We start from the raw sequence: 24,977 nt of genomic DNA on the forward strand, positions 1-24,977 counted from the left end.
TCCGGATAACCTGCCTTGACGGCAGTCCTGCCCGCATCATCTGGACAAAAACTCGGCGGGTTAGCCGGCGGCGGTCAGGAACTGCTTGAGCAGCGGCCCGGACGTGGTGGCTCCGAGGCCCCCGTCTTCGACGAACACGGCAACGGCCAAGTCACCGTGGACAGCCACTATCCAGGCGTGCGTCTTGGGCGGGGTCTCGCTGCCGAACTCCGCCGTGCCGGTCTTGGCGCCCACCGGCGCGCCCGGCACGGTCGACAGGAAGCCGGCGTGGCCGGACGTCACCACAGCGCGCATCATGTCGGACAGCGCCGCTGCCTCGGCGGTGGTGATCGGCTGGCCGGACGCCTTGGACGGCGCCTCGGGCGTAACGGTCGACGACGGCGAACCCGCGTCCGCCGTCGCCGAGCCGGAGGTGCCTGCCGCGGCTGCGCCGGCGTCGGGATTCAGGACCAGCTGCGGTGAGACGGGGGATCCCTTGCCCACGGAGCCGGCCATGACGGCCGCGGCCAGCGGGGACAGGAGTACTTTGCCCTGGCCGATCATCGAGGCGGCATGTTCGGTGCCGGCGGCCTCGCCCGGAACGGACCCGAGGAACGCCACGGCGCCCAGCGCGGGGGCCTCCACAGCGACGCCCATGGCCACCGCGGCGGCCTCAAGCTGGGCCTGCGTGACCGTGTCGCGCGCAGCGATGAAGGCCGTGTTGCACGAATGGGCAAAGGCGTCGCGGAGTGCCACCGATCCCAGTGAGGTTTCCGGGTAGCCTTCCGCGTTTTTGAACGTGCGGCCGTCCACGGTGAGGGTGGGTGTGCATTCCACCTTCGAATCGGGCTTCAGGCCGTTGCGGATCATGGCGAGTGAGTCGATGATCTTGAAGGTTGAACCGGGCGCGTACTGGCCCAGCATCGCGGTGTTGTAGCCGTTGCTTCCCGGGCCGGAGGCGGCCGCGAGAACCGCGCCCGTGGAAGGACGGAGTGCCACGATGGCCGACGCCGGGCCCACACCGGCAAGCGTGCTCTCGGCGAGTGCCTGGAGGTTCGGATCCAGCGTGGTTTTCAAAGGCGTGCCGGGGGCCGGGGCCATCTCGAACACGACTTTGCGGGGATCTGTTCCTGCGGCCTGGATCTGTTCGCGGGTCAGGTCGGCCCGCTGCGCACGGATCACCACGGCGTCGGTGCCGCGGAGTTGTGCGTCGTATTGCTGCTGGAGGCCGCCGATGCCGGTCACGTCTCCGGCGGTCAGGACACCGCCTGACGCCTCGATCTGTTCCGCCGTAGCCTCTCCGACGGTACCGAGGACGGCCCTTGCGAACGTGCGGCTGGGTGCCAGCGGCTGGGTTTCGGGGACGGCGCGGCCACCAGGAATGGCCGTGATCTGCGCGTCCGTGACGGTGCGGCCCTCTTCACGGAGGGTGATGGCCCGGACGAACGCCTCCGGTCCGGAGGCCGCCACTTGTTGGGCATAGGTGGCAGGATCGACACCCACCAGTTCGGCCAGCTTGGTGGCCGACGCGGCGGCGTCCGCGGATCCCAGAAGCAGTCTGTCAATCCCCACGTTCACCACGGGCCGGTACGTAACAAGCTTCGCGTCATTGGCGCCCAGGATGTCGGCGCGCTGCGGCGACTGGGTGCCCTTGCTGAGGATTTCGTTCTCGGCGAGCCCCGGAACCAGGGTGGCGGTGTTCCAGACGGCCAGCCATTTGTCCCCGGACTTCGTGAACTCTGCGGAGACCGTGTATTTCCACTCGCCGGTGCCGATTTTCCACGCGTAGTTCAATGGAACGGTTGCTGTGTCTCCGTCCAGCGTCAGCTCGCCGGCCGCCACGGTGGGCTTGCTAGGATCCAGTGACCTGAAAATGTCCTGGACCTGTTGTTTGGCCACCTCGGAGTCCTTGCCGTCAAAGGCGACCGACCCGACGTCGAGCGTGGAAAGCGCGGACGCCAACTGCTTGGCGGCGCTTTCAGCACCCCCTCTGCCGTCGTCGCAGGCAACCAGGGAGGCGCCGAGGATGAGTCCAGCTATGGCAACTGACAGTTTTCTTGAGTTCCCCACCGCGCTATTATGCCCCGATTTGAACCGTGTCTGCTGTCACGAATCCGCGCCCGGTTTAAAGCCCGAGTGGGGGGACCTCAAGAGCAAATATGTCCTTCAGGGCATATTTGGCGGCAAAGTACCCTGGCATCCCCGTCACGCCGGGGCCAGGCGGCGTGGAGGACGAACAGAGATATACGCCGGGCACGGGCGTCCGCCACGGAACGCGGGAGACCACCGGGCGCTGGACCAGACCGCGCACATCCATGATGCCTGCGCTGAAGTCCCCTCCCACGTAGTTCCGGTTGTAGCTGGCAAGCTCCGCCGCCGTGGTCACATGTCTCTGCACCACCACGTCCCGGAAGCCCGGCGCGAAGCGCTCCAGCTGCGCGGTGACGGCCTCGCCCATGTCGTGGGTTGATCCGGCCGGTACATGGCAGTACGCCCAGAGAATCTGCCGCCCGGCCGGCGCGCGGCCGGTGTCGAAACGCGATGGCTGGGCCACCAGCACGTATGGCCGCTCCGGGTGCCTTCCGGCGGATACTTCGTTCTCGGCACGGGCCAGTTCAGCACGTGTGCCGCCGACGTGCACCGTACCGGCATCACACAGTTCCTTTGCTGCCCACGGTACGGGCCCGGACAGGATGAAGTCCACCTTGCAGGAACCATTCCCATAGCGGAACGCCTCCAGGGCTTGCCTGTACTTGGCCGGGAGCCTGTCGCCGGCAATGGCCAGGAGACCCTTGGGGGCCACATCCAGCAGAGTGGCCCGCGCGCCGCCCAGTTGTTGGAGGCTCTCGATCGGCGCCCCCGTGTGGATCACACCGCCGTGGGCACGGATGTCAGCCTCCAGCGCGGCCGCGATGGAGGCCGATCCGCGCAGCGGAACCGGCCAGCCTTGGGCGTGGGCAAGGGCCGTGAGCATAAGCCCGGCACCGGCGGAGGCCAACGAGGGCAGCCGTGAGACTGCATGGGCAGCCACGCCGCTGAGCAGTGCCGGGGCGAGGTCCCCGTTGAACCGCGTGTTCCACAGCCGCGATCCCTGTTCCATTGTCCGCAGTCCGAAGAACGCCGCGGCCAGGGGATGCCGGGGGATGCGGAGCAGCTGGTGCTGCGTCAGGTCCATCACGCCGTCAATGCGGTCAACGAGAGGTCCAAGTAGCCTGCGGTAGGCGTCGCCGTCCCTGCCCAGGCCCTGGACCGTCCGGTCGAGGCTGTGGTAGCCGAGAGCCGCCCGTCCGCCGTCGAGCGGTGATCCGAACGAAAGCTCCGGCACCACCAGGTCTATCCGGCGTGCCAGTTCGAAGTCACGGAAGAAGGGGGACGCCAGTGCCATAGGGTGCACGGCCGAGCAGATGTCATGGAAATGTCCCGGCTGCATCAGTTCGGCGGTCCGCGTGCCGCCTCCGATGGTGCCAGCCGCCTCGTGGACTTCGACAGACAGGCCGGCGCGGGCCATTATGGCGGCCGCGGCCAAGCCGTTGGGTCCGGAACCGACGACGGCGACGTCAGGCATGGTGTTTCGCCCGCCAGGGGAGTACAGCGTGTGAGCCATGGCGGAGGCTGAACCGCAGCCAGTCCGGCAGTCCATCGAACGGCCCTCCCTGCGGATCATCCAAGTGATGGCGACGGACGGGATCGTAGTGAGGGTCATGGATGTCCCACACAACCCGGAACATCAAATATGCCGTTACAAGCATATGTGCTGCGACCGCCAGGACGTAGTAAGGCATATCAATATTGTGCTGCGTCGGGCCCTGGCTGGTCACCTGCCCCAGGTACATCCAGACGGCCGCCCAATGCAGGCCTTCGACGCCCTGCCAAATGAGAAAATCCCGCCACCGCGGCCGGGCCAGCGCCACCAGCGGGATGAGCCACAGGACGTGCTGTGGCGAATAGACCTTGCTGGTCAGGATAAAAGCTCCCACAATGAGGAACGCCAACTGGGCCAGCCGCGGCCGCCGTGCTGCTGTCAGCGCCACCACGGCGATCATGGCGCAGGCCAGCAGGAATCCGGCCAGGGCCAGCCAGTTGATGGTTGCAGGATCGAGCACCGGCCAGCGTACGCGCCGGGCCACCAGGTTGTACGCGAACCATAATGACCCGTAGCCGGCTTCACTCGTCTCGGTGAACCTGAAGAAATACCCCCAGCCGGAGGGGTTGGAGACGGCCACAGGCACGTTAATGGCCAACCACGCCGCTGCACTGGCGCCGGCCGTGACCAGGAACCCGCGGATCCGCCCTGTCCGCAGGGCCAGCAGGAGGATGGCTCCAAGAACCAAGGCGGCGTAGGGTTTGGTCGCTGCAGCCAGGCCGATCAGGATGCCTGCCAGGATCAGCCTTTCACGCGAAAAGGAGAGCATTCCCAGCGCCAACAAGGCCACGGCCCACATGTCCCAGTTGATGGTGCCGGCGAGCACAATGCCCGGCGCCAGCGCCACCATGGCCGCATCCCAAGGGCGCCGCTGCGACATCCTGGCCGTAGCCAGCACGGTGACAATCCAGACGGCGGCAACCAGCGTGGCGTTAACGTCGAAGTAACCGAGGATCCGCGCGTCACTGACGCCCTCGCCCGGGACCAGCCAGGCAGTCACACCGGCAATAAGTCCCATCAGGACGGGATCTTCAAAAAGAGATCCCGGGCTCAGTACCGGGAACGTGCCGTCTCCCAGGCCGCGGTTGCGGAAAAAGTCCGGGAAGTCGGAATAACACGTGGAATAGAACTGGCCGGGGCTGGACCAGCCGTTGGCCCGGCAGTAACCCTTGATCGCAATGCCGGCCAACGCCGCAACTACGGTCAGGATGATCAGGACACGTTCCACGGTAAAAACGCCGGGGGAAACGAGGCCGGGCGCCGACCGGGCACCCATCGGCCCGCCGATCAGTTCCGTGAAGTTCTTAAGCAGCAGATCGCTGCGACTCGGAACAACCAAGCGGGCGCGCCGTGGGTGCGCCGGTGGCTTCGTCTCCTGCATGTCTGAGAGCTTACCCGGGACGTGCCCTGGTGGACCCGACTTGATATCCAGGCCCTGGCGTCAGTTCATGCCGCCCATCTGCTGGTGCAACAGGACGAAAACGTCTTCGCGTCGCTGCTCCAGGAGCTGCTCGTTGAATTCCCGGCGGTCATCCCGGACAGGACGATCATTCCGGATAGGCCGCCGCAAGGAGAACAATGCCTTTTTGATTCTCTTTATCATGGTGGTCACCTCCTTTCGGCGTGAAATTGGGCATAACAAATAAGGCCCTTTAATGCCAGAGCAATAGCGGCATAATTAGGCACAGAAATGCCCGGCGTTTATGAATTGTTCGCAAATGCGAAGACGGACCCTGGTGCAGCGGCAGCGCAGACCCCAACAAAGAAGCTTGAGTTCCGAACTATGGGGATGCTGCTGCGCCGCGCGGACCAGCCCTGAAGGGGTGCCGACAGGAGAATTCCAACGGGTGTCGCCTAAGGCGAGCCATACGAGGAGGAGCGGCCTATATTTACCGCAATGCAGGTGACACCGCCGCAGGGCGGGATCATATGCAGGAAGGTTAGGCGGCAGACACTCCGTTAAGACGGCGCGCAAAAGCATCAGAGGCCGGGTTCGCGGTGATGGTCATCTTCCATCCGCTAGTCAAAGTAATCATTGTCCCAACCTCCTTTTCTGTTATGCCGCTGCCTCGGCTGACTGGCCTGGCAACGCGCGCCGCGACCCCGGCAAAGACGCTCTGGGGTCAGGAATAAAATTACCTTATGAATGCGGCAATGCGCCACTTAATTAGCAAAGTTTTTCAAGAAAGTTTAGAAATGCTCTTTTAGAGCCCCCAGCGGACAATGGCCGGGGTCCGCTTATCCCAGCCGAGCGTGCAGACCTTCGCGGTTCCCAGGATGAAATGGCGGCCCTCGGCGGGCGCGAGTTCCAACCAGCGCGCGGTGAGGATCCGGGAGAAATGCCCGTGCGCCACAATCAGCACGTTGTCCAACCCGGATTCCAGCACGCTGGCCACAATCTTGTCCGCGCGGGCTGCCACTTCGTCCAGGGTCTCGCCGTTGGGCACGCCGTGGGTCCAGATCAGGTAATCCGGGTTGTCCTTGCGGATCAGGTCCGAACTGATGCCCTCATAGTCGCCGTAGTTCCATTCCACCGCCAGCGGCTCATGCTGCGCGTCGGGGTAACCAGCCAGTTCCGCGGTCCGCCGGGCACGGCGGAGTGGGGACGTCAGGACCAGGTCGAAATCCACCTGGTCCAGCACTTTCCGGGCCTCCACGGCCTGCTGCTCGCCTTCCACGGTCAGGGGCAGGTCCGTGAGCCCGGTGTATTGCCCGCTCTTGGACCACTCGGTCTCGCCGTGGCGCAGGATCCAGAGCTGGGGGCGGGGCGCGGTCATCGGGTTAATCATTTGGACTCCTCGTTCGGGAAAAGTTCGACGGCGGCGGGAGGCTCTGCTGCTTCCGGAACCGGGGGTGCTGCCTCGGGCTGCTCCGCCCACCAGGCGCGCAGCCTCGCTTCGGCGTCGTCCTGTTGCAGCGGTCCGTGTTCCATCCGTTCCTCCAGCAGGAACTTGTAGGCCCGGCCCACCACGGGGCCAGGCTTGAGGTTCAGGATGGCCATGATTCTGGCACCGTCCAGATCGGGCCGGACCGCGTCCAGTGACTCCTGCTCGCGCAAAACGGCGATCCGGTCTTCCAGGTCGTCGTAGGCGAAGGCGAGCCGTTCGGCCTTCCGCTGGTTGCGCGTGGTGACGTCGGAGCGGGTCAGCCGGTGCAGACGGTCCAGCAGCGGGCCGGCGTCCGTGACGTAGCGGCGGACGGCCGAGTCACTCCAACCGGCATCACCGTAGCCGTAGAAACGCATGTGCAGCTCTACGAGCCGGGCCACCGCCTTGATGGTGTCGTTGTCGAAGCGGAGTGTCTTCATCCGCTTTGCAGTGAGCTTGGATCCCACCATGTCGTGGTGGCGGAAGCTGACCGCGCCGCCCGGTTCGAATCGTCGCGTAGCCGGCTTGCCGACGTCGTGCATCAGCGCTGCGAACCGCAGCACAAAGTCGGGGGCCGGCACGGCGCCGCCCGCATCCGTTTCCAGGGCAGCGGCCTGTTCCAGGACCTGGAGGGAGTGCTGGTAGACGTCCTTGTGGCGGTGGTGCTCGTCAGATTCCAGCCGCAGGGCTGACACCTCAGGCAGCACGAACTCGGCGAGGCCGGTTTCCACGAGCAGGTCCACACCGACCCGGGGGTGGGCCCCGCAGATGAGTTTGACCAACTCGTCGCGGACTCGTTCGGACGAGATGATCTTGATCCGCTCGGCCATCTGGCTCATGGCCAGCCGCACGTCGTCGTGCACGGAAATGCCCAGCTGCGAGGCGAACCGGGCGGCGCGCATCATACGGAGGGGATCATCGGAGAAGGAGGCCTCGGGTGAAGCGGGCGTCGCCAGGACGGCGGCGTTGAGATCGCGGACGCCGCCGAACGGATCAATGAGTTCAAGCGACGGGAGCCGCAGGGCCATGGCGTTGATGGTGAAATCGCGGCGAAGCAGATCATCATTAAGTGAAGTACCGAAGGCCACCACGGGCTTGCGCGACTCCGGGTCGTAAGCCTCGGCCCGGTACGTGGTGATCTCGATCTGGAAGCCGGCCTTCCGCATCCCGATTGTCCCGAAAGCCCGGCCGATTTCCCAGAAGTTGTCCGCCCACTTCCTAATCAGGGCAACGGTCTGGTCCGGCGTGGCGTCCGTGGTGAAGTCCAGGTCCGGCGAGGTGCGTCCCAGGAAGAGATCCCGTACCGGACCGCCCACCAGGGACAGCTCGTGGCCGGCGTCAACAAAGCGCTGCCCGAGCTCCAGGACCACCGGGTCCACCTGGAAATCGACGGTGTTGGAATCAATCTTGTGATGTGCGTGCGCCATAGTTACTTAAGCTTGTCAGAAACCAGCGGCTTGGCAGGCCAAAATCTCCTCAAGATCACACCTATTCGCCTGCAGCCCCTCAAAGTACGTCATACGCAGTCCACTTTGATGTCATGTTCCGGTCATCATGATCGGACAAGAGTCGTTAGAGTGGACTCCATGGCCCATCCCGTACCGAGCGCTCCCGGCAGGAGGACAAACGCACCGTTGCCATCGGCAATTGGTGCCCACGTCGCGCCTGCCTTGCACTCGGCCCCGGCCTCGCTCCCCACCGTGGAGGAAATTTCCGCCGGCGGCGTTGTGGTGGACACGTCCGACGGCGAACTAAGGGTTGCGATTATTGCCCGCCTTAACAGGGGCGGACGGCTGGAGTGGTGCCTTCCCAAGGGCCATCCGGAAGGCAAAGAAGACAACGAGCAGGCGGCAGTCCGCGAGATTGCCGAGGAAACCGGCATCGAGGGCTGCATCCTGGCCCCGCTCGGCAGCATCGACTACTGGTTCACTGTCAGCGGGCACCGCGTCCACAAAACCGTCCACCACTACCTGCTGCGCGCCACGGGCGGCGAACTCACCATCGAGAACGATCCGGACCACGAAGCCGTGGACGTCGCATGGATCCCCATCAAGGAACTCGCACGGAAGCTCTCGTTCCCCAACGAGCGGCGCATCGCGGATCTGGCCCGGGACGTCCTGCCAGAACACCTCTAAGGCCTTCTCCGCCGTCGCTGCGTGCATGCCTCTGCGGGCATATAGCCGTTGCGTTGCGGTACAAACAGCGTCCGGGTGAGACGATGAACTCGATGTCAGCTACCAATCCCCCCTCCGACAGAGCAGGCCGCGCCGCCGCGAGCGGAACCGCGAGCGAAACCCGTTCCAGCGCCATAATGGCTGCAGGCACCCTGGTGTCCCGGTTCCTGGGCTTCGGCAAGACCTGGATGCTGGGTGCCGCACTAGGGTTGAGCTCCACGGTCAACGACACGTTCATCAACGCCAACAACCTGCCCAACCTGATCTTCCTGCTGGTGGCCGGTGGTGTGTTCAACGCCGTACTGGTCCCGCAGATCATCAAGGCGAGCAAGGCTCCGGACAGGGGAGCGGACTACATCAGCCGGCTACTGACGCTGGCTGTACTCCTGCTGCTGGGCCTCACAGCCCTGGTCACGCTCGCGGCTCCGTGGGTCATCGAATTGACCACGCAGGGTTATTCGCCGCAGCAGAAGGCGCTGGCAGTCGCGTTCGCCTTCTGGTGTCTGCCCCAGATCTTCTTTTACGGTCTCTATGCCCTGCTGACACAGGTCCTCAATGCCAACGGCGCGTTCGGCCCGGCCATGTGGGCGCCCATCCTGAACAACCTCGTGGCCATCGGTGGCCTGGGGATGTTCATCTGGATCTACGGCGCCAACGAAATCAATGCGCACACCCTGGACAACTGGGGGCCCTCGCAGACGCTGTTCGTTGCCGGTTTCTCCACCATCGGCGTGGTGGCCCAGACGGCCATCCTGCTCATTCCGGTGTTCCGGCTCAAACTCGGCCTCCGCCCCCGGTTCGGGTGGCGCGGGGTGGGACTCGGCCAGGCAGCGAAGCTGAGCATCTGGACCCTGCTGACTGCCGCCGTCGGGCAGCTTGCCTTCCTGTATGTCATGAGGATCGCCACCATTCCGGGCGCCGAGCGCCTCCGGCTCAAGGAAACGGGGGATCCGGCGGCAGACATGCTGCCCGGTAACGCCGTCCTGGAGGTGGCCAGCCAGCTGTACCTGCTGCCGCACTCGATCATCGCGCTCTCCCTCGCCACTGTCCTCTTTAACCGGATGACCCGTGCTTCGCAGGATGGCAACCGCGCAGAACTCCGCGACGCCCTCTCGCATGGCCTCCGCACCATGGCGGTGGCCACAGTCTTTGGTGCCCTTGCCCTGTTTGCGCTGGCCGGGCCGCTGGGTATGTTCTTCTCAGGCGGGGAGAAGCAGGACGGCGTAATGCTGGCCCAGACGCTGACCATACTGGCGCTGAGTACCCCGTTTATGAGCGCCAACTTCATGATGTCGCGGGTTTTCTACGCCAACGAAGATGCTCGCACGCCCTTCAATATCCAGCTGCTTCTTGCAGTGGTCTACGTGGCCGGTGCCTTTGGGATCCAGTTCCTGCCGGTGGGCCAGATCATTTACGCAATTGCCCTGCTGTACATGGTGGGCAACATCCTCTCGGTGGTCATCAGCGCCTTTTTCCTGCGCCGGCTCCTGGGCCACCTCGACGGGCCGCGGATCGCCAACTCGTATATCCGGATGGGCTATGCGGCGCTGGGTTCCGCGATCGCGGGCGCAGGGGCATTGTGGCTGATGGGCAGCTATAGCGCTGACGGCTTCGCTTGGAAGGACCGGCTCGCCGCCCTGGTGACAGTCGTTGTGGTCGGACCCATCATGTTGGTTGCCTATGTCTTCCTGCTGAAGATCTTCCACGTCGCCGAACTCCGTGACCTCGTGCGTCCCCTGTTGGGACGGCTGGGGCGCGGTGCGGGACCCTCCGGTGGTACCGGGGGAACGCCGTCGTCGGCTGCGGATGCCGACGTTTCCGGCACGGAACGTCCGACGCCGGAACGCGCCACAGTCTCGGTGGATACCGGCCTGATTCCCCGGATCTCCGGCGAATTCGATGCCGTGTCGTTCCGCGCAGGTCCCGAACCGGAACGCCAGGCGGCGCCTTTGGCGCCGGAACCTTTTCGCGGGGAGCCCGGAGTGCGTGGCGCTTCGGGTCCAGGCAGTGAGGGCGCGGACGGGGAAACTGCCGGAGTTGGCAACGGAAGCATTGAACCCGCCACGGAATACCTTCCCGGCGAGGACCAGCCCGCCACGGCGCGGGGCGGGCTGCTGCGCGACGAGATTCCCCTTCCAGGCCGGCGCACGTTCCAGGGCCAAGCCGGACAGAACCCCCATTTCAAGCCACGCCGGCCTCGGAAGAAGTGATCTTCCCGCGGTTTTTGGTTGCCTGTCGACCACGGTGGCCATGGCCGATCGGCTAGGATCGACAGTGAACAGGGGTAGTTGCAGGCAAGCGCAGACCGGCTCGCCGGCCGGCTTTTGACCGGTTTCTGACCGGCGGTGGCATCATCTACGCCGGCATTTCCCGGACAGTCTAGGAGGAACACGTGTCCCACCCGATCGACGTTGGATCAGTACTCGGCGGCCGCTACAAGGTCACAGCCACGGTATTGACCTCACACGACCAGGATCTGGTGCTGGACGGGGTGGACCAGGTTCTCAACCGACCTGTGAGCATTCTGGTCGCTGGCCCGGACAACACCGAACAGGTGGCCCAGAGCGCCCGCGAGGTGGCCACCGGTGAGCGCCCGGGCAACGTCCAGGTCCTGGACCTCGGAGTCACCGAGGCCGCCACCTACCTCATCACCAACCACACGTCCGCGGCAGACCTGCTGGACCTCGTGGTTGCTTCCGATGCACCTTATGTCGAGCCCTTCTTCACGGATACCCTTGGCAGCGAGATCTTCGGCCAGGCGCGTTCCCACGAGCCGGAACCGTACGACGACGAAGAGAACGTCGACGCCGGCTACATCAGCTACGCGGATAGTCACCCAGGCCAGGCAGACCCACACCGGTCGGCCGCACCGGTGGTTCCGCCGGTTGTACCCCCGGTTCTTCCTGCCCGTCCACCGTTGCGCCCGGCTGTCCGTCCGGCGTCGGGGTCTGCCAGGACAGGGGCCGCCGGAGCAGGGGTCGTCGCGGGCGCCGCTGCTGCTGGCGCCACTTCCGCGCATCAGCACGTCACTGCGCCGCAGCAAGTGCAGCCTGCAGAAAACCGGTCGGTTTCCGGAGCCGCTGAGCCAAGGACCGGTGCGGGTTCCGATTCACCCAAGGTTTCTTTGTGGTCCGAAGACGACTACTCCAACGACTCCCAGGACGCAGGTTACGACGAAGCTGTGGGATCCGGAACGCCCGAGCGCTCCGATCGTGCGGCGGGCGCCTTTCCGTTGCTTGCCCGAAAAGTGTCTCCCGCTGCCGCAGTACCGCCTTCCGGCGGAGCGGATGACTATTACGACGACGATGAGCCCGAGCGCGAGCCCCGGTCAATGCGTTGGCTGGTGGGCGGCCTGCTTGCCGTCGTGCTGATTGCAGGGCTCGTCTTCGCAGTCACCAACCTGGGCAGTCTCTTCAAAGCTGGTCCCCAAGCCGCCCCCTCCTCTAACTCGACGGGCGCCACGCAGCCAAACACGGGGTCGGCGTCCGCAAACCCCAGCTCCGCACCGCCAGCAGCACCGCCGGCCATCGACAGCATCACCCGCCAGGGCAATTTTGACTTCGCAGCCACCTACGACGTGGACCTTGTCAAGGCGTTTGATGGCAACGCGGCCAGCTACTGGTCGGACATGGAATTCGCCACCGAAGGCTGGGGCGGTCTCGCAAACGATGGTGTGCCGTTGTTCGTCAAACTGAAGAATCCGGCGACAGTTTCGTCCATCACCCTGACTCAGCTCGGGGCCTCGGGCGGCAACCTCAGTGTCTTCACCAATGACCGGCCGTCACTGGACGGCGCCAAGCTGGTGGGGACCAACAGCTTCACTTCAACAGATCTGACCATGCCGCTGGCCGAGCCGGTGACAGCACAGTATGTGATCGTGTCCATCAAGTCGCTTCCGAAGTTGGCTGCCCCGAAGACCCGCTACGGCTTTGGCATCCGTCTTGCGGAGATCAAGATCCAGTAGGACCACTAGCGTCGTTCATGTTGAGCCGCGGCTGTTCTGCCCGGAGCGTTGCTCCGCAGTAACAGACGCGGCTCAGCTGTCTGCAGACGGTAATCTGGTAGGGCGTCCCGTCCAAGTGACGGGGTCATGACCGCTGATGGTTCCTCCGTTCGCGCGGCGCCCGGAATATTCACCACCAGGATTCAGTTGTGCCATGTGGCCGGCCGTAAAAGCCGGCGCATCGACTAAGGAAGAGGTTCACCGTTCAGTGAGCAACGCAGAAAACACCGCGTCCGAAGTTCGTGATGTCATCATCGTCGGCTCGGGCCCGGCCGGGTACACGGCCGCTGTCTACACGGCGCGTGCCAACCTGAAGCCTTTGCTTCTGGCAGGATCCGTCACCGCCGGCGGCGAACTGATGAACACCACCGACGTCGAAAATTACCCGGGCTTCCCCGAGGGGATCATGGGGCCGGACCTGATGGAGAACTTCGAGAAGCAGGCAGCCCGGTTCGGAACCGAGATCCAGTTCGAGGATGTCACGGCGCTGGACCTCGACGGCGAAATCAAGACTGTCACGATCGGCACCGGGGAGACCTTCCGTGCGCGTGCCATCATCCTCTCCACCGGATCCGCATACCGTGAACTCGGCCTTCCGAACGAAAAGCGACTCTCCGGCCACGGTGTCAGCTGGTGTGCAACCTGTGACGGTTTCTTTTTCAAGGACCAGGACATTGCAGTCATCGGCGGGGGAGACTCGGCCATGGAGGAAGCCCTCTTCCTGACCAAGTTCGCCAAGTCTGTCACGGTTGTGCACCGCCGTGACACACTCAAGGCTTCCAAGATCATGGCAGACCGAGCCCTGGCCCACGAGAAGATTTCGTTCATCTGGAACAGCTCCGTTGACGACGTCATCGGAACGGACAAAGTCACCGGGCTCAAGATCAAGAACCTCCAGGACGGGACAGTGTCCGACCTCGCCGTCACCGGCGTCTTCGTGGCCATCGGAAACGATCCCCGCACCGACCTGGTCAAGGACTCTTTGGAGATCACGGCGGCCGGCACCATCGCGGTCGAGGGCCGGAGTTCCAAGACCAGCATCCCGGGCGTCTTCGCCGCCGGCGACGTTGTTGATCCCACGTACCGTCAGGCCATCACGGCCTCCGGTTCTGGCTGTGTTGCTGCTATCGATGTGGAACACTACCTCGCAGACCTCCACGCGTAATCCGCGTAACCGCCATTCGAAGAGAGAGACAAGATTATGAGCAATGCTAAAGACGTAACAGATGCAAGTTTTGGTGCGGACGTACTGTCGGCCGATAAGCCAGTGATTGTGGACTTCTGGGCTGAATGGTGCGGACCCTGCCGCAAGCTGGGACCGATCCTCGACGAGATATCTGTCGAATACAGCGAGAAGGTTAACGTCGTCAAGGTCAACGTCGATGACAACCCGGCCATCGCTGCAGAGTACGGCATCACGTCCATCCCCGCCGTGTACCTCTTCCAGGACGGCCAAGTGAAGAGCACTGTAATCGGCGCGAGGCCGAAGCAGTTCTTCGAAAAGGAATTTGCGGACGTCCTGTCCTAGTAATTAAGGCCTCCGGTCCCTCGTGACCGGAGACACCGGTCTGTGGCCATTGCTTCCCCGAAGCGGTGGCCACAGACATTTAAGTGAATGATTGTTCGATACTTAGTGTGGTTTCATTCGACCATGATTCTTTCCCAGACATGACGCGTTGATCAGCGACCCCGGAGCGCCAAGTCCCGGATGCATTGGCCTGACAACCGGCGGCTACAGGGTTACGATCAGTGGAACTTCTACTGATCCACCGCCCGGCCCTTCACGTTCGAAGGTCGTGTTTCACGTGAAACATTCACACACCAGGGCACGGAGCAACGTCAGCTTCTTGGTCGGTGAAAATGTAATAATCCGGCCCGTCCCGATCGTTGCCTCTCGTTCTCCGAAAGGATTCAATCCGCGCCGTGTTTCACGTGAAACATTGATTCCTGCTGGAGGGACTAGTACACGCCCATTCTCTTCGTCCCCGAGTAGACAGCAATTGCAGTCGCTAGCATGGCCCTCAGTGCAGGAACAACGACAATGTTCTCAGCCCCCCGACGGCAGTGCAATCCATCCCAGCGTCCACTGACAAGAAGAATCATGATCCGCGGACAGATCCGAAACGAGGCACATGTTTCACGTGAAACACTCCGAGCCTGCAGCATAGGACTCCATCCTGCCGACAAATGGCCGTGTTGCCGCTCTCCACGGCTGTCCACAACTCAAGCGCCGGGGACGCCCGTCTGCCACGGTCTTCACGATCTGGACGGTATGTTGCCTAAACCCGCAATCCGTGATTAACAGAGCAAATTAATACAGTTGAATTACCACTTTGCCGAAGTCACCGACCAATTTGCAGTTCGCCCAGACGGCGCAGGGAGACCGCCAGAGAGGATCAGCCGAAACACCCTGGCTGGATTCATGGCGTTCCAATTACCACGGTCGACCGGACTGAATCCAATTGTCGATACGTGCAGCTGCTGCATCGAGAAACTGCCCTTCCAATGATTTGGTGACGGAAATTGCGCCTGCCGCCTCTACTTCCGCTCAATTGCGGCCATATCAGTGGCTTGAAAAGACATTGTCGCCCACGTTGAACGTCTCCCTCGTGGATTGCCAAACCGTGGAAACGCGGCGAACTCACGCTGTACGTGTGGTCCGCGGACACCATGAAGACACTCAGGCTGCAGGCGCGGGCTGCAGACCTCAAAAAAAGGCGTCGAGATAGATTTGCTGCCGCCGGCCGGTGTCCTCACATGCTTAGACGAGGTGCCTCCAGTCTCCAACAACGACCAAAAGTCACGCGGGGGAGGCAGCCACCCACAGGGTCTGCCCTCATTCCTCCGCACTGGTGGACAAGTCCCGCTCCTTCGCATCACCTTCTCCTGCCGGCTTCCGTGGATATTGTTGGCTCCAAGGGGAGGCTCCAGCCGTAGACCTTCCCCGGCTGACATCGCCGCAGGACTGGCCACCGCCGTCCCGACACGCACCTGTTGTGCCTCGTCATCTGCAGGAGGCCGTGAATGCAGCAATGACACCGAAACTAGCGATCCAGTGCGTCTTGTGGGGACGGTGCAAGGAGAAGGCCTGGACGACAGGCCGCCCTCAGCGGCGTACTGTTTCACGTGAAACACCTCAATGCCGATTCGGGCTTCACAATTGGATGGCACGTGCGGAATGTTTCACGTGAAACGAAACAGGGACAGCATGCCCCCCAATAGACAGGTCGTCAAGGATTCTGGCATCACTTCAGCTGGCAGCTGGCCAAGGGCAGGGAACTGAACGCCAGCCTGAGACACGACGTGAAGACCCTAGCAACACGACCAAGGTCCGTATGTCCTGGTCGCCGGACCAATGAGCACGCCGTGAACGGATGACACACTCAACGCACGACGGCCCTTCTTCCAGCACAGGAACGTACCGCACCCATTGCACGCTTCATAGTTCGCAGGCATGCTCGTACATCCCAGATAACCTCCGCAGTTCCCAGTTGCCGTATGCAGGCCTCCTCATTGGCTCTGCCACCGCCCAAGCGAAGCAGTTTGATACGCAGCTGGGGGACCGTCTGCACGAACGCCAACTAGACCGACACGGGCACGGTCGATCGCTTCCTGGCGCATGCGCCTGGAACCCAACTTCACACCTCGATTCGCAGCTGCCGACGGCCGCCTTCTGATCAACGCATGACAGTCTTGGCAGCGACCACCGCCAGCATCAACGAGTCTTCCTGCGCTGCGGCTCACGGTCGGGGGGCCATCTACTGTCGACGCCCCGCAAGGTAGGCGTCCTGCATGGCACCGATCGGTCCAAGGCGCCTGAGGCTAGCCGCGGAGGATCACTGTCGCGAGCCACGAACCCAACACACTAGGCCCATCCAATCGGACGTATGGCGGAATATACGAGCCCATCCGTCTCCACCTGCGTGGACTTCGATAAGCTGCGAACGTCATCAGCTGATCGAATCCTACTGATCAGAAAGGGGCTCGCGGCTTCACCTCGACGGTTCCCCGCTGTGGGTAATCCGCCGACTTCGAAGTTATCCCCAAACGTTATCCACATCGATATCCACAGGCATATCCCCAGTCTGAAAATTGATGAATGCGGCGTCGCTGAGTAGTCATTCCGTTGAGCGGTGGCCGGCAATTCGGCAGCTATCCCGCCACCTACAACGCGGAGGAGGGGGACGCCCATATTGAACTCGTGATATGGCCCAAAATCCAACAAATCGCGACTCTTTCCGAGTAAAAGTAGCGCTGTGCAGAGGCTCAGCAATGTTTCACGTGAAACGTGCTCATAGACGCTCTCTGATGCGGAGGCAAGCTGGTGGTTATTGGGGTGCGCTAACGTGCCACGAATCTCTTCCGTGATGCTCAACACCAAACCATCTATCCACAAAGTTATCCACAGCAATATCCACCGTTGGATCCACACCCAGCGGACCCGGAGACGCGTTTGCTTCAAGTGTTGTGGTGGTGAATTTCTCGTCCCATGATCACTGAGTATCTCGGGAATCTCAATCAATCTGGCGAGGGCGTGCCCCTTTCGCCAGAACAGTGGATGTCCATATCCTAGACACCGTCCATCTAGCTAACTTACTGAAGTACGCGCACTGGGAGTAAGCACGCCCCGGGACCCACCTCTCCTGCAGTCCACCTGCCACATGCTGCCGCAGCTCCAGACGAATGGCTCCCACCAATTTCGCTCCATTCCCAGTCACCCTGAATCTGGACCAATTCCGTCCAGTACAGGAATGCACAGTGCTGGGAGGCAAAGTTGAGGGATGTCCAGGAGAACCGATGCGGCGCGCTACTTCGACGACGGGCTGACGGTCGCAGTGTTCCATGACTGGTCGTCGATCCTGTCGAAAGCGGAGGCCGGCCACCTCATTGGGCACCGTCTGCCATCGACATGCATTTCCAGAGAGATTGGTGCGTGCAGAGCCGCATTTGAAATTTGATTCTCCCGATGAATCCGTACGCCGCACCAAGATTCGCCGGCGGGCCAAAGGGTGAGTCGCCCCTTGCTTGATTGCTTCCGTGCTGCTGGGTTGGCTGGCAGATCGTCCGGATACACATGCGCAGATCGAAAAACTACGCAGCCCATCACCTTTGTGCTATCCAGAACCAGGGCGCGACGCTGCGCGCTGTTTTCGCAGGGGACATGGGCTGCACTCCGGTGTGTTCTGGTGAACCCCTGGGCCCACCGATGGAGCACGAGCACCAGAGGAGGACCCAGGCGGCCCTGAGCACGCCTCCCTCCGGCAATCTCCCTCCACTGGGCACTGGCCCTTCCTGCGCCCAGCAATGGGACCCCAGCGTCGTGGAGGACGTCCAGCTACGCCACAGCGTGTGTAGTTTGCCGTGGTCACCCGTCACCCCCAGGGGACCGCGGGCGCCAGCTACCGCCTACGGGACTGGGGGACAGGCTCCCGGAGGCGGAGTGTAAGAATTCGTCGGCAATATGCCATGGAACCCAAGCAGTCCGCCCGCTAGTTGTCCCTGGGCTGGCCATGGGACTGCATTGGCGATGAAGCGGCAAAGCGTCCGAGTCTATCCGTCCGCTGGCACCCTAATGCTGGTCGGGCATGAGGGTGCCAGTAGAGGTGGATAGTCCGGCCACGGCAGAGTCGGATCGCCATGATGTTTCACGTGAAACCATTTGAAGCGATATTGGCGCTGACCGGCCCCGCTCAGCCTTGAATGTGGGAGTAGCCGTACCTGGCAGTGGCCGCAGACAAGAGGTAAGAGTATCTCCGCTCAGCGCTGACTGAAGCCTCACCTTCCCGGGCGCTGACAGGCGGTAGTCCCTGCCAGCGTATCCACCGGTAGAGATCAAATGACGGGGCAAGATGAATCGGTGGGTGGCACTATCGATTGTTAGCGGCCCAGACTACAACAATCTGCGATTGCCATATCCAGAGCCGCCGCCAATAGTCTCGCGCGTGGTCTACCGATGTTTCACGTGAAACGGAGGTGGGCGTCGCATTCTCCAGTCGAATCTGAATCTGCCGGGATCCTTAGACGAGGCGATCCAACCAAGCCATAGGGCCGGGGGAGACGTCCGTTCTGGGGTATCCCCATACACACGGCTCGCTAGCTTAGCCGACGTGCCAGGCAGCTGTACGGGTGGAGGCTGAGAGCACTTAGCCCCGCAGACCGGCGCTGAAACCGCCTGTGACGTGCGAGCAGACTGGATGTGAGGGGCAACCAGCAGGGCATTCTCCCCACTGAACGCGCTGCGCACCAGAACTAGCCGAGACGATACCCGGCAGAAGGGACTCATCCTTCAACTACTCCGGTGTACCAAGGCGTCTGGCCGCAAAGAAGAATGAGTCCATTCAGGGTGTCCAGCGTTCCTACATACTCCACCTACCGCTGGTCTCTGGTGGGATGGCAGCCCTGACCACCTGCATCTCGGTTGGCGCGCACCTCCAGTGGTTCAGCAATCCTTGCACCGCCTATCTCCACCGCTACCGCGGAATCGCACCAATGACACCAGTCGTTGGGATATTCCACATCCGCGGACAGTGTAAAACCAATACTGCAAAGCGCCTACGATCCATAATGCCCTGGTGATATCCATGCGAACCGGAGACGCAGGAAGCGGGGCGATCCAACTATCGACATGCTCGCAAGCGAAATCGCCTCAGGGAAATGCAGGAACGGAATGAATCCAGACACAAAGAAGGGTCTGTTTCACGTGAAACAGACCCTCTTTGAAGGGAGAGCGTTAGTTTTCAGATCCCGGCGCCAGGACTTCCATGATGCGGTTCAGGTCTTCAACACTGGCGAATTCAATGCTGACGCGCCCCTTGCGGACACCCAGGGAAATTTTGACGTTGGTATCCAGGCGGTCGGACAGCGAGGATGCGAGATAGTCCAGGCGCTCGTGGCGAGCTCCCGGGCGAGGGATGTTGTTCTTCGCGGGCTTCGCAGGATCCTGGTAAAGAGTGACGGCTTCTTCGGTTGCCCGGACAGACATACCCTCAGCCACAATCTTCTGGGCGAGTCGTTCCATGGCTGCCGCATCCGGCAGGGCCAGCAATGCACGGGCGTGGCCAGCGGAGAGAACGCTTGCCGCCACTCGACGCTGAACCAGTGGTGGGAGCTTTAGTAGTCGCAGCGTGTTCGTAACCTGGGGACGTGAACGGCCAATGCGATCCGCAAGCTGCTCGTGAGTGGTTCCGAAGTCTTCGAGCAACTGCTGGTAGGCCGCCGCCTCTTCGAGCGGGTTCAGCTGGCTGCGGTGCAGGTTCTCCAGCAGAGCGTCCCTGAGGAGGTCATCATCAGTGGTGTCCCGGACGATGGCGGGGATGGTTTCCATCCCGGCCGCCTGTACTGCCCTCCAGCGACGCTCGCCCATCACCAGTTCGTAGGGTTCTCCACCCTCTTCGGTTGAAGTACGAACCACAATTGGCTGGAGGACGCCAATTTCACGAACGGAGTGAATAAGCTCCGCCATGTCATCTTCATCGAAGACTGAGCGGGGCTGTTTCCGGTTCGGATGGATGTCGGTAACCGGAATCTCGGCGAAGCGTACGCCGGGGACTTCTACAAGATCGACACCGTTATCCGGCTCACTGCTCTGGGCTTCGGGTGCTTCGGCTACAGGCACATCAGTCACGGCTTCAACCGGCGCGGGCACAGACTCCACAGCCGGTGCGTCTGCACGGCTCTTTGCCGGAGCCTTAGCAGGAGCCTCAGCCGGAGCCTTCGCGGCCAGCTTGTCTGCGGCCTTGGCGGGGGAGGCCGTCCTTGGCGCGGCTGCCCTCTTCGCTACCGGTGCTTCGTTGCCCTGAGCCGGCGTAGCCGGGTCCGAAGCAACCGACCCGGAAGATGCGGACGTGGTGGAAGCATCCGAAGCCGGCCCACTATTCCCTGAGGTGTCGTCGGAGGAAACGACTTTCTTACGGCCTTCCGGAAAGAATAGGTCCACGGGCCGCGACGCTGCGCTGCCATTGCCCGACGCACTACCGGCGGAACTTGGAATGAGTGCGCCAAGACCGCGGCCTAGGCCACGTCGCTTTTCGCTCATGGATAAATCCCTCCGATGGAAGAGTCAGGACTTGCCGGACTCCGGTTGTTGCACTTCTTGAAGATTCTAGCGTTCAGCGATTTCGGCTGCGGCTTCCAGGTAAGACAGGGCTCCGCTGGAGGAAGGATCGTAGGTCATGACTGTCTGCTGGTAGCTCGGGGCTTCTGAAATCCGCACCGAACGGGGGACTACAGCACCCAGGACCTGTTCCGGGAAGTGCAGGCGAACCTCCGCCGCCACCTGGGCCGCAAGGTTGGTTCGACCGTCATACATCGTCAGGAGAATGGTAGAGACCTCCAGATCCGCATTCAGGTGCTTCTGGATCATCTCAATGTTCTTAAGCAGCTGGCTGAGGCCTTCCAGGGCGTAGTACTCACACTGGATAGGGATCAGGACCTCACCGGCAGCGCAGAAGGCATTAACCGTGAGCAGTCCGAGGCTCGGCGGGCAGTCAATGAAGATGTAGTCGAGGCGTTCTTCGCCGTTCTTCGCCCGGGTCTTCGCATAAACATCGATCGCCCTGCGGAGCCGCTGTTCCCGCGCCACCAGCGAGACAAGCTCAATCTCCGCGCCGGCGAGATGAATGGTGGCAGGAGCACAGATCAGGTTGCTGACATCCGGGCACGGGGCCACCACATCGGCGAGAGGAAAATCGTTGATCAGGACATCGTAGATACTGTCCACATCGGCATGGTGCTCGACTCCGAGGGCCGTGGATGCGTTGCCCTGGGGATCGATATCAATGACCAGGACGTTCAGCCCCGCTGCAGCCAGGGCAGCCGCGATGTTCACCGTGGTGGTGGTCTTGCCGACCCCACCCTTTTGGTTGGACACCGTGAAGACACGAGTCTTCTCCGGCTTGGGGAGTTTACGGCCAACCAGCCGTTCGCGGCGTCGGGTCTCGTGCGCGAGTTCCCTGGCGATAGGACTGGAGTCATCCATGGTGTCCATGACGTTGGTCCTGCCACCCGCTGTTGTTTCACGTGAAACAGAGGCAAGAGTTGCCATTTCTGCAACCGGATTAGGGTGGATTTCCCCCCGTCCCGGCGCGGACCCCATGCCAGCAACTGATCGTGCTGACCCCAAAGACACAAACGGGGGTATCCGCTGTGTGGAGGCTTCGCTACTGGTCACTGGGACACACTCTCTCTCATTCGGCTTTTGCTGCCGTTGTCTAGCCTAACCGCTTCACCCTGCAGACCAAGGCTACCGGGCCCGGGACTAGGAGATCTTTCGGGACTTGTTGACGACGATCCGGACCACCGTGGTGGGTTCCTCCAGGAGGCTTTCACCGACAGTCACTACAGAGGTCTTTACACCACCGAGCTTCCGGATAACCTTCGCTGCTTTTTCGATTTCCTCGGCTGCGCTGCGTCCCTTAATGGCCACCACCTCGCCCTTGCCCGCGAGCAAGGGGATGGTCAGGCCAGCAAGGTTGCTCAGCGCGGAAACAGCACGGGCAGTCACAACGTCAGCGTCAACCATGCCGACTGCCAGTTCAGCGCGGGTCCGCATCACCGTGACGTTTGTCAGGCCAAGGTCGTCCACCACTTCCTGAAGCCAGATCACCCGGCGTTCCAATGGTTCGATCAGTGTCAGTTCAAGGTCAGGCCGCGCGATGGCGAGGCAGAGCCCGGGAAGTCCGGCGCCGCTTCCGACGTCGGCAACGTGGCTGCCGTGCGCGATCTCGCTTTCGATGACGGCACAGTTGAGTACGTGCCGGCTCCACAACCGCGGGATCTCGCGCGGCCCGATCAGCCCACGCTCCGTTCCGGAAGTGGCCAGGTGCTCGACGTAACGTTTCGCCAGGTCCAGGCGGTCACCGAAAATCTTCTCGGCCGCCAGCAATTCTGCTGCCGTGATGTCAACCATGATTAGCGGGTCAGCATTCTCTAGTCTGCGGATACAACGATGTGACGCCCGGCGCCTTCGCCTTCGGACTCGCTGACGAGTCCCAGGTCAGCGACGGCATCGTGAACAATTTTGCGTTCGTAGGCGCTCATCGGCTCCAGTGCCACGGCTTTGCCGGACTCCTTGACCGCAGCTGCCGCATCCTCGGCGATCTTCTGCAGGTGGCCGGCGCGCTCCTGGCGGTAGCCATTGATGTCCAGCACCAGGCGTGAGCGGTTCTCCGTTGCGGAGAGGACAGCGAGCCGGGTCAGTTCCTGCAGGGCTTCCAGCACTTCGCCGTCTTCGCCGACGAGGCTGTCGAGGCTGTCGGTTTCTTCCTCGGCAACGATGGAAATATAGGTACGGCCGTTCCGGACTTCGATGTCGATGTCGCCGTCGATATCCGCAATATCCAGCAGCTCTTCCAGGTAATCGGCAGCAACGTCGCCTTCCTCTTCGAGTCGGCTGGCAGCGGATCCGGTGGGGGAAGCATCGGCGTCGGTCGCTGATTCGTCCTGATCGTCAATGATCTCGTCGGAAAGGGCGTGTTCGGTGCTCTCGGCTGACATTACTTCTTCTTCCTGTTCTTACGCTGTGGCTGGACGCGCTGTCCTTTTTGCTCGAGGATCGCAGCTGCGGCAGCTGCCTCTGCTTCGGCGTCGGCCTTTTTCCCGCCCAGAATGGGCAGGACGGGCAGGCCCTTGGCCGCACGGCGTTCGGCGAGTGCCTTGGCGGCGGGGGATCCCGGCGTCGGCATGCGGCGGATGACGAAGAACTGCTGCGCCATGGTCCAAAGGTTGGTGGTGGTCCAGTAAATAAGGACACCGATGGGGAAGTTGATGCCACCTACACCGAACACCAGCGGCAGGATGTACAACATCATCTTCTGCTGACGCATGAACGGGCTCGCCATGGCCTCTTCGGACATGTTCTTGGCCATGATCTGCTTCTGCGTGATGAACTGCGAGGCAGTCATGGCAAGGATCATCACGATCGAGAGCGTCCACACGGCCACCACGTTGCCGCCCTCAGGCGTTCCATGGAGAAGGGTGGCGGAAAGCGGAGCACCGAAAATGCTGGATTCGTCGAACTGCACTACCTGGTCGTGGCTCATCGCCCCGATGCCCTTTTCCTGATCACGGGCAGTGCTGATACCTGAAAGCACCTGGAACAGCGCGAAGAAGAACGGCATCTGGATCAGCATGGGCAAGCAGGCCGAGAACGGATTGGTCCCGTGCTTCTTGTACATCGCCATCTGTTCCTGCGCCATGGCCTGGCGGGAGAGCTGGTCGGTCTTGCCCTTGTACTTGTCCTGCAGCTTCTTCAGGTCAGGCTGCAGGAGCTGCATGCCGCGCTGGGCCTTGATCTGCTTGACGAACACGGGGATCAGGGCAGCACGGATGACCAGCACCAGTCCGATGATGGACAGCGTCCAGGTCCAGCCGTTGGCCGCTGGCAGCCCGATGATGGTCAGTCCCTCATGGAAGCCCACCATGATGATGGAAACCAGCCACTTGAACGGAAACATGATTGTTTCAAAGAAGTCCATACGATATCCCTATTCGTCAGGCCGCAAGGCGGCCTTCTCCATCAGTCTGAGCAGCCAGGTACTTGTCCGGGTTGTTCAGCACAACAATTGTGGGGGTCCGGTGTTCGGGCCAGTGGCGGTGGCCGGCGGGGACATGGTCCACACCACCGGCATTCCACGGATGGCAGCGCACAAGGCGGCGGGCCGCCAGCCAGCTGCCCTTCACGGCCCCATGGACAGTAATCGCCTCGAGGGCGTACGCCGAGCAGGAAGGAAAGAAGCGGCACACTTGGCCGTACAAGGGGGAAATCACCTTGCGGTAGGCCATGAGCAGCAAAATAAGAATGTTTCTGGGCAGGTTCCAAAGGAAGGTGCCCACGGCGGCAGCAACAGGATGAAGGTAGTGGACGACGGCGGCAGTTACCTTACGCACGCGGTGTCCCCTCCTGTGTTGTCCCGGTTGAACCGTTTACAGCAGCCCGCGGAAGGCGGCTGCCCAACCGGCTCATCGTTGTTTCCAGTGCAGCGTTGTAATCCGCCAGCAGTTGATCCCAGCTGGCGACAGCGGACGCAGGCAGGGCCCGGACCACTATGGCGACCCCGGTACCGTACTCGCGCAGCGAGGCAGCACCGGCTTCTCTCAGTCTTCTCTTAACGAGATTCCTGACCACAGCGTTCCCGACACCTTTGGAAACGATGAACCCGATCCGGCTGGGTTCGTCGGCAGCAATAGCTGCCGCATATAACACTACGTTCCGGCGTCCATTGCGGACACCGGAACGTACGGTTGTTGAAAAATCGGTTGCTGTTCTCAAACGGTTACGGGTGGCCAGCACCTTAAACTCGCAAAGAAAAGTT

At 62.2% G+C, this 24,977-nt stretch carries 18 protein-coding genes; 5 read left to right on the top strand and 13 right to left on the bottom strand.

Features of this window, described 5'->3' with window-relative positions:
• Positions 1 to 60 precede the first annotated feature (60 nt).
• The 6 genes from ACZY0Q_RS20310 to ACZY0Q_RS20335 form a co-directional block, all read right to left on the bottom strand.
• Complete coding sequence (locus tag ACZY0Q_RS20310) at positions 61 to 2,049, bottom strand: penicillin-binding transpeptidase domain-containing protein (protein WP_463919630.1); 1,989 nt, start codon at positions 2,047 to 2,049, stop codon at positions 61 to 63.
• A gap of 55 nt (positions 2,050 to 2,104) precedes the next feature.
• Positions 2,105 to 3,544 carry a phytoene desaturase family protein gene (locus tag ACZY0Q_RS20315; protein WP_463919633.1) on the bottom strand — a complete coding sequence of 480 codons (1,440 nt, stop codon included), beginning with the start codon at positions 3,542 to 3,544 and terminating at the stop codon, positions 2,105 to 2,107.
• Entirely contained in the window at positions 3,537 to 5,003 is a 1,467-nt protein-coding gene (locus tag ACZY0Q_RS20320) for a glycosyltransferase family 87 protein (RefSeq protein WP_463919636.1), read from the bottom strand. The genes ACZY0Q_RS20315 and ACZY0Q_RS20320 overlap by 8 nt, the downstream gene beginning before the upstream one ends.
• Positions 5,004 to 5,063: 60 nt before the next feature.
• The gene (locus ACZY0Q_RS20325; RefSeq protein ID WP_463919639.1) at positions 5,064 to 5,225 is read right to left on the bottom strand and encodes a hypothetical protein; all 162 of its coding nucleotides are present in this window, start codon (positions 5,223 to 5,225) and stop codon (positions 5,064 to 5,066) included.
• 601 nt (positions 5,226 to 5,826) lie between these two features.
• A complete protein-coding gene (locus ACZY0Q_RS20330; protein WP_185262037.1) occupies positions 5,827 to 6,411 on the bottom strand; it encodes a histidine phosphatase family protein in 585 nt (194 codons plus the stop codon).
• Positions 6,408 to 7,916, bottom strand: a complete 1,509-nt coding sequence (locus tag ACZY0Q_RS20335) for a CCA tRNA nucleotidyltransferase (protein WP_463919642.1) — start codon at positions 7,914 to 7,916, stop codon at positions 6,408 to 6,410. The genes ACZY0Q_RS20330 and ACZY0Q_RS20335 overlap by 4 nt, the downstream gene beginning before the upstream one ends.
• Positions 7,917 to 8,123: 207 nt before the next feature.
• Here ACZY0Q_RS20335 and ACZY0Q_RS20340 point away from each other — a divergent pair, with 207 nt between their 5' ends.
• The 5 genes from ACZY0Q_RS20340 to trxA all read left to right on the top strand — a co-directional run bounded on the left by ACZY0Q_RS20340 (position 8,124) and on the right by trxA (position 14,194).
• Positions 8,124 to 8,624 (top strand): NUDIX hydrolase, encoded by a 501-nt coding sequence (locus tag ACZY0Q_RS20340; protein WP_463919755.1) that lies wholly within the window; start codon positions 8,124 to 8,126, stop codon positions 8,622 to 8,624.
• 92 nt (positions 8,625 to 8,716) lie between these two features.
• Complete coding sequence (gene murJ, locus ACZY0Q_RS20345; RefSeq protein WP_463919645.1) at positions 8,717 to 10,873, top strand: murein biosynthesis integral membrane protein MurJ; 2,157 nt, start codon at positions 8,717 to 8,719, stop codon at positions 10,871 to 10,873.
• 182 nt (positions 10,874 to 11,055) lie between these two features.
• A complete protein-coding gene (locus tag ACZY0Q_RS20350) occupies positions 11,056 to 12,627 on the top strand; it encodes an ABC transporter substrate-binding protein (RefSeq protein ID WP_463919648.1) in 1,572 nt (523 codons plus the stop codon).
• Between the two features lie 247 nt (positions 12,628 to 12,874).
• Positions 12,875 to 13,831, top strand: coding sequence for a thioredoxin-disulfide reductase (trxB, locus tag ACZY0Q_RS20355; protein ID WP_463919650.1), 957 nt, complete (start codon positions 12,875 to 12,877; stop codon positions 13,829 to 13,831).
• Positions 13,832 to 13,867: 36 nt separating this feature from the next.
• A complete protein-coding gene (gene trxA, locus ACZY0Q_RS20360; RefSeq protein ID WP_111908381.1) occupies positions 13,868 to 14,194 on the top strand; it encodes a thioredoxin in 327 nt (108 codons plus the stop codon).
• Between the two features lie 5,202 nt (positions 14,195 to 19,396).
• On the opposite strand, the gene ACZY0Q_RS20365 is transcribed toward trxA, so the two are convergent.
• The 7 genes from ACZY0Q_RS20365 to rnpA all read right to left on the bottom strand — a co-directional run bounded on the left by ACZY0Q_RS20365 (position 19,397) and on the right by rnpA (position 24,955).
• A complete protein-coding gene (locus ACZY0Q_RS20365; protein ID WP_463919653.1) occupies positions 19,397 to 20,701 on the bottom strand; it encodes a ParB/RepB/Spo0J family partition protein in 1,305 nt (434 codons plus the stop codon).
• A 66-nt stretch (positions 20,702 to 20,767) separates the two neighbouring features.
• Positions 20,768 to 21,835 carry a ParA family protein gene (locus ACZY0Q_RS20370; RefSeq protein ID WP_463919656.1) on the bottom strand — a complete coding sequence of 356 codons (1,068 nt, stop codon included), beginning with the start codon at positions 21,833 to 21,835 and terminating at the stop codon, positions 20,768 to 20,770.
• Between the two features lie 87 nt (positions 21,836 to 21,922).
• The gene (rsmG, locus tag ACZY0Q_RS20375) at positions 21,923 to 22,573 is read right to left on the bottom strand and encodes a 16S rRNA (guanine(527)-N(7))-methyltransferase RsmG (protein ID WP_463919658.1); all 651 of its coding nucleotides are present in this window, start codon (positions 22,571 to 22,573) and stop codon (positions 21,923 to 21,925) included.
• Between the two features lie 20 nt (positions 22,574 to 22,593).
• A complete protein-coding gene (locus tag ACZY0Q_RS20380) occupies positions 22,594 to 23,160 on the bottom strand; it encodes a Jag family protein (RefSeq protein ID WP_463919660.1) in 567 nt (188 codons plus the stop codon).
• On the bottom strand, positions 23,160 to 24,140 hold the full coding sequence (gene yidC / locus ACZY0Q_RS20385; RefSeq protein WP_463919662.1) for a membrane protein insertase YidC: 981 nt from the start codon (positions 24,138 to 24,140) through the stop codon (positions 23,160 to 23,162). The genes ACZY0Q_RS20380 and yidC overlap by 1 nt, the downstream gene beginning before the upstream one ends.
• Positions 24,141 to 24,156: 16 nt before the next feature.
• Positions 24,157 to 24,552: a membrane protein insertion efficiency factor YidD gene (gene yidD, locus ACZY0Q_RS20390; RefSeq protein ID WP_463919665.1), complete on the bottom strand. Its 396-nt coding sequence runs from the start codon at positions 24,550 to 24,552 to the stop codon at positions 24,157 to 24,159.
• Positions 24,545 to 24,955: a ribonuclease P protein component gene (gene rnpA / locus ACZY0Q_RS20395; protein ID WP_463919668.1), complete on the bottom strand. Its 411-nt coding sequence runs from the start codon at positions 24,953 to 24,955 to the stop codon at positions 24,545 to 24,547. The genes yidD and rnpA overlap by 8 nt, the downstream gene beginning before the upstream one ends.
• Between the last annotated feature and the right edge of the window lie 22 nt (positions 24,956 to 24,977).

It is taken from the genome of Pseudarthrobacter lactosi, assembly GCF_055412785.1.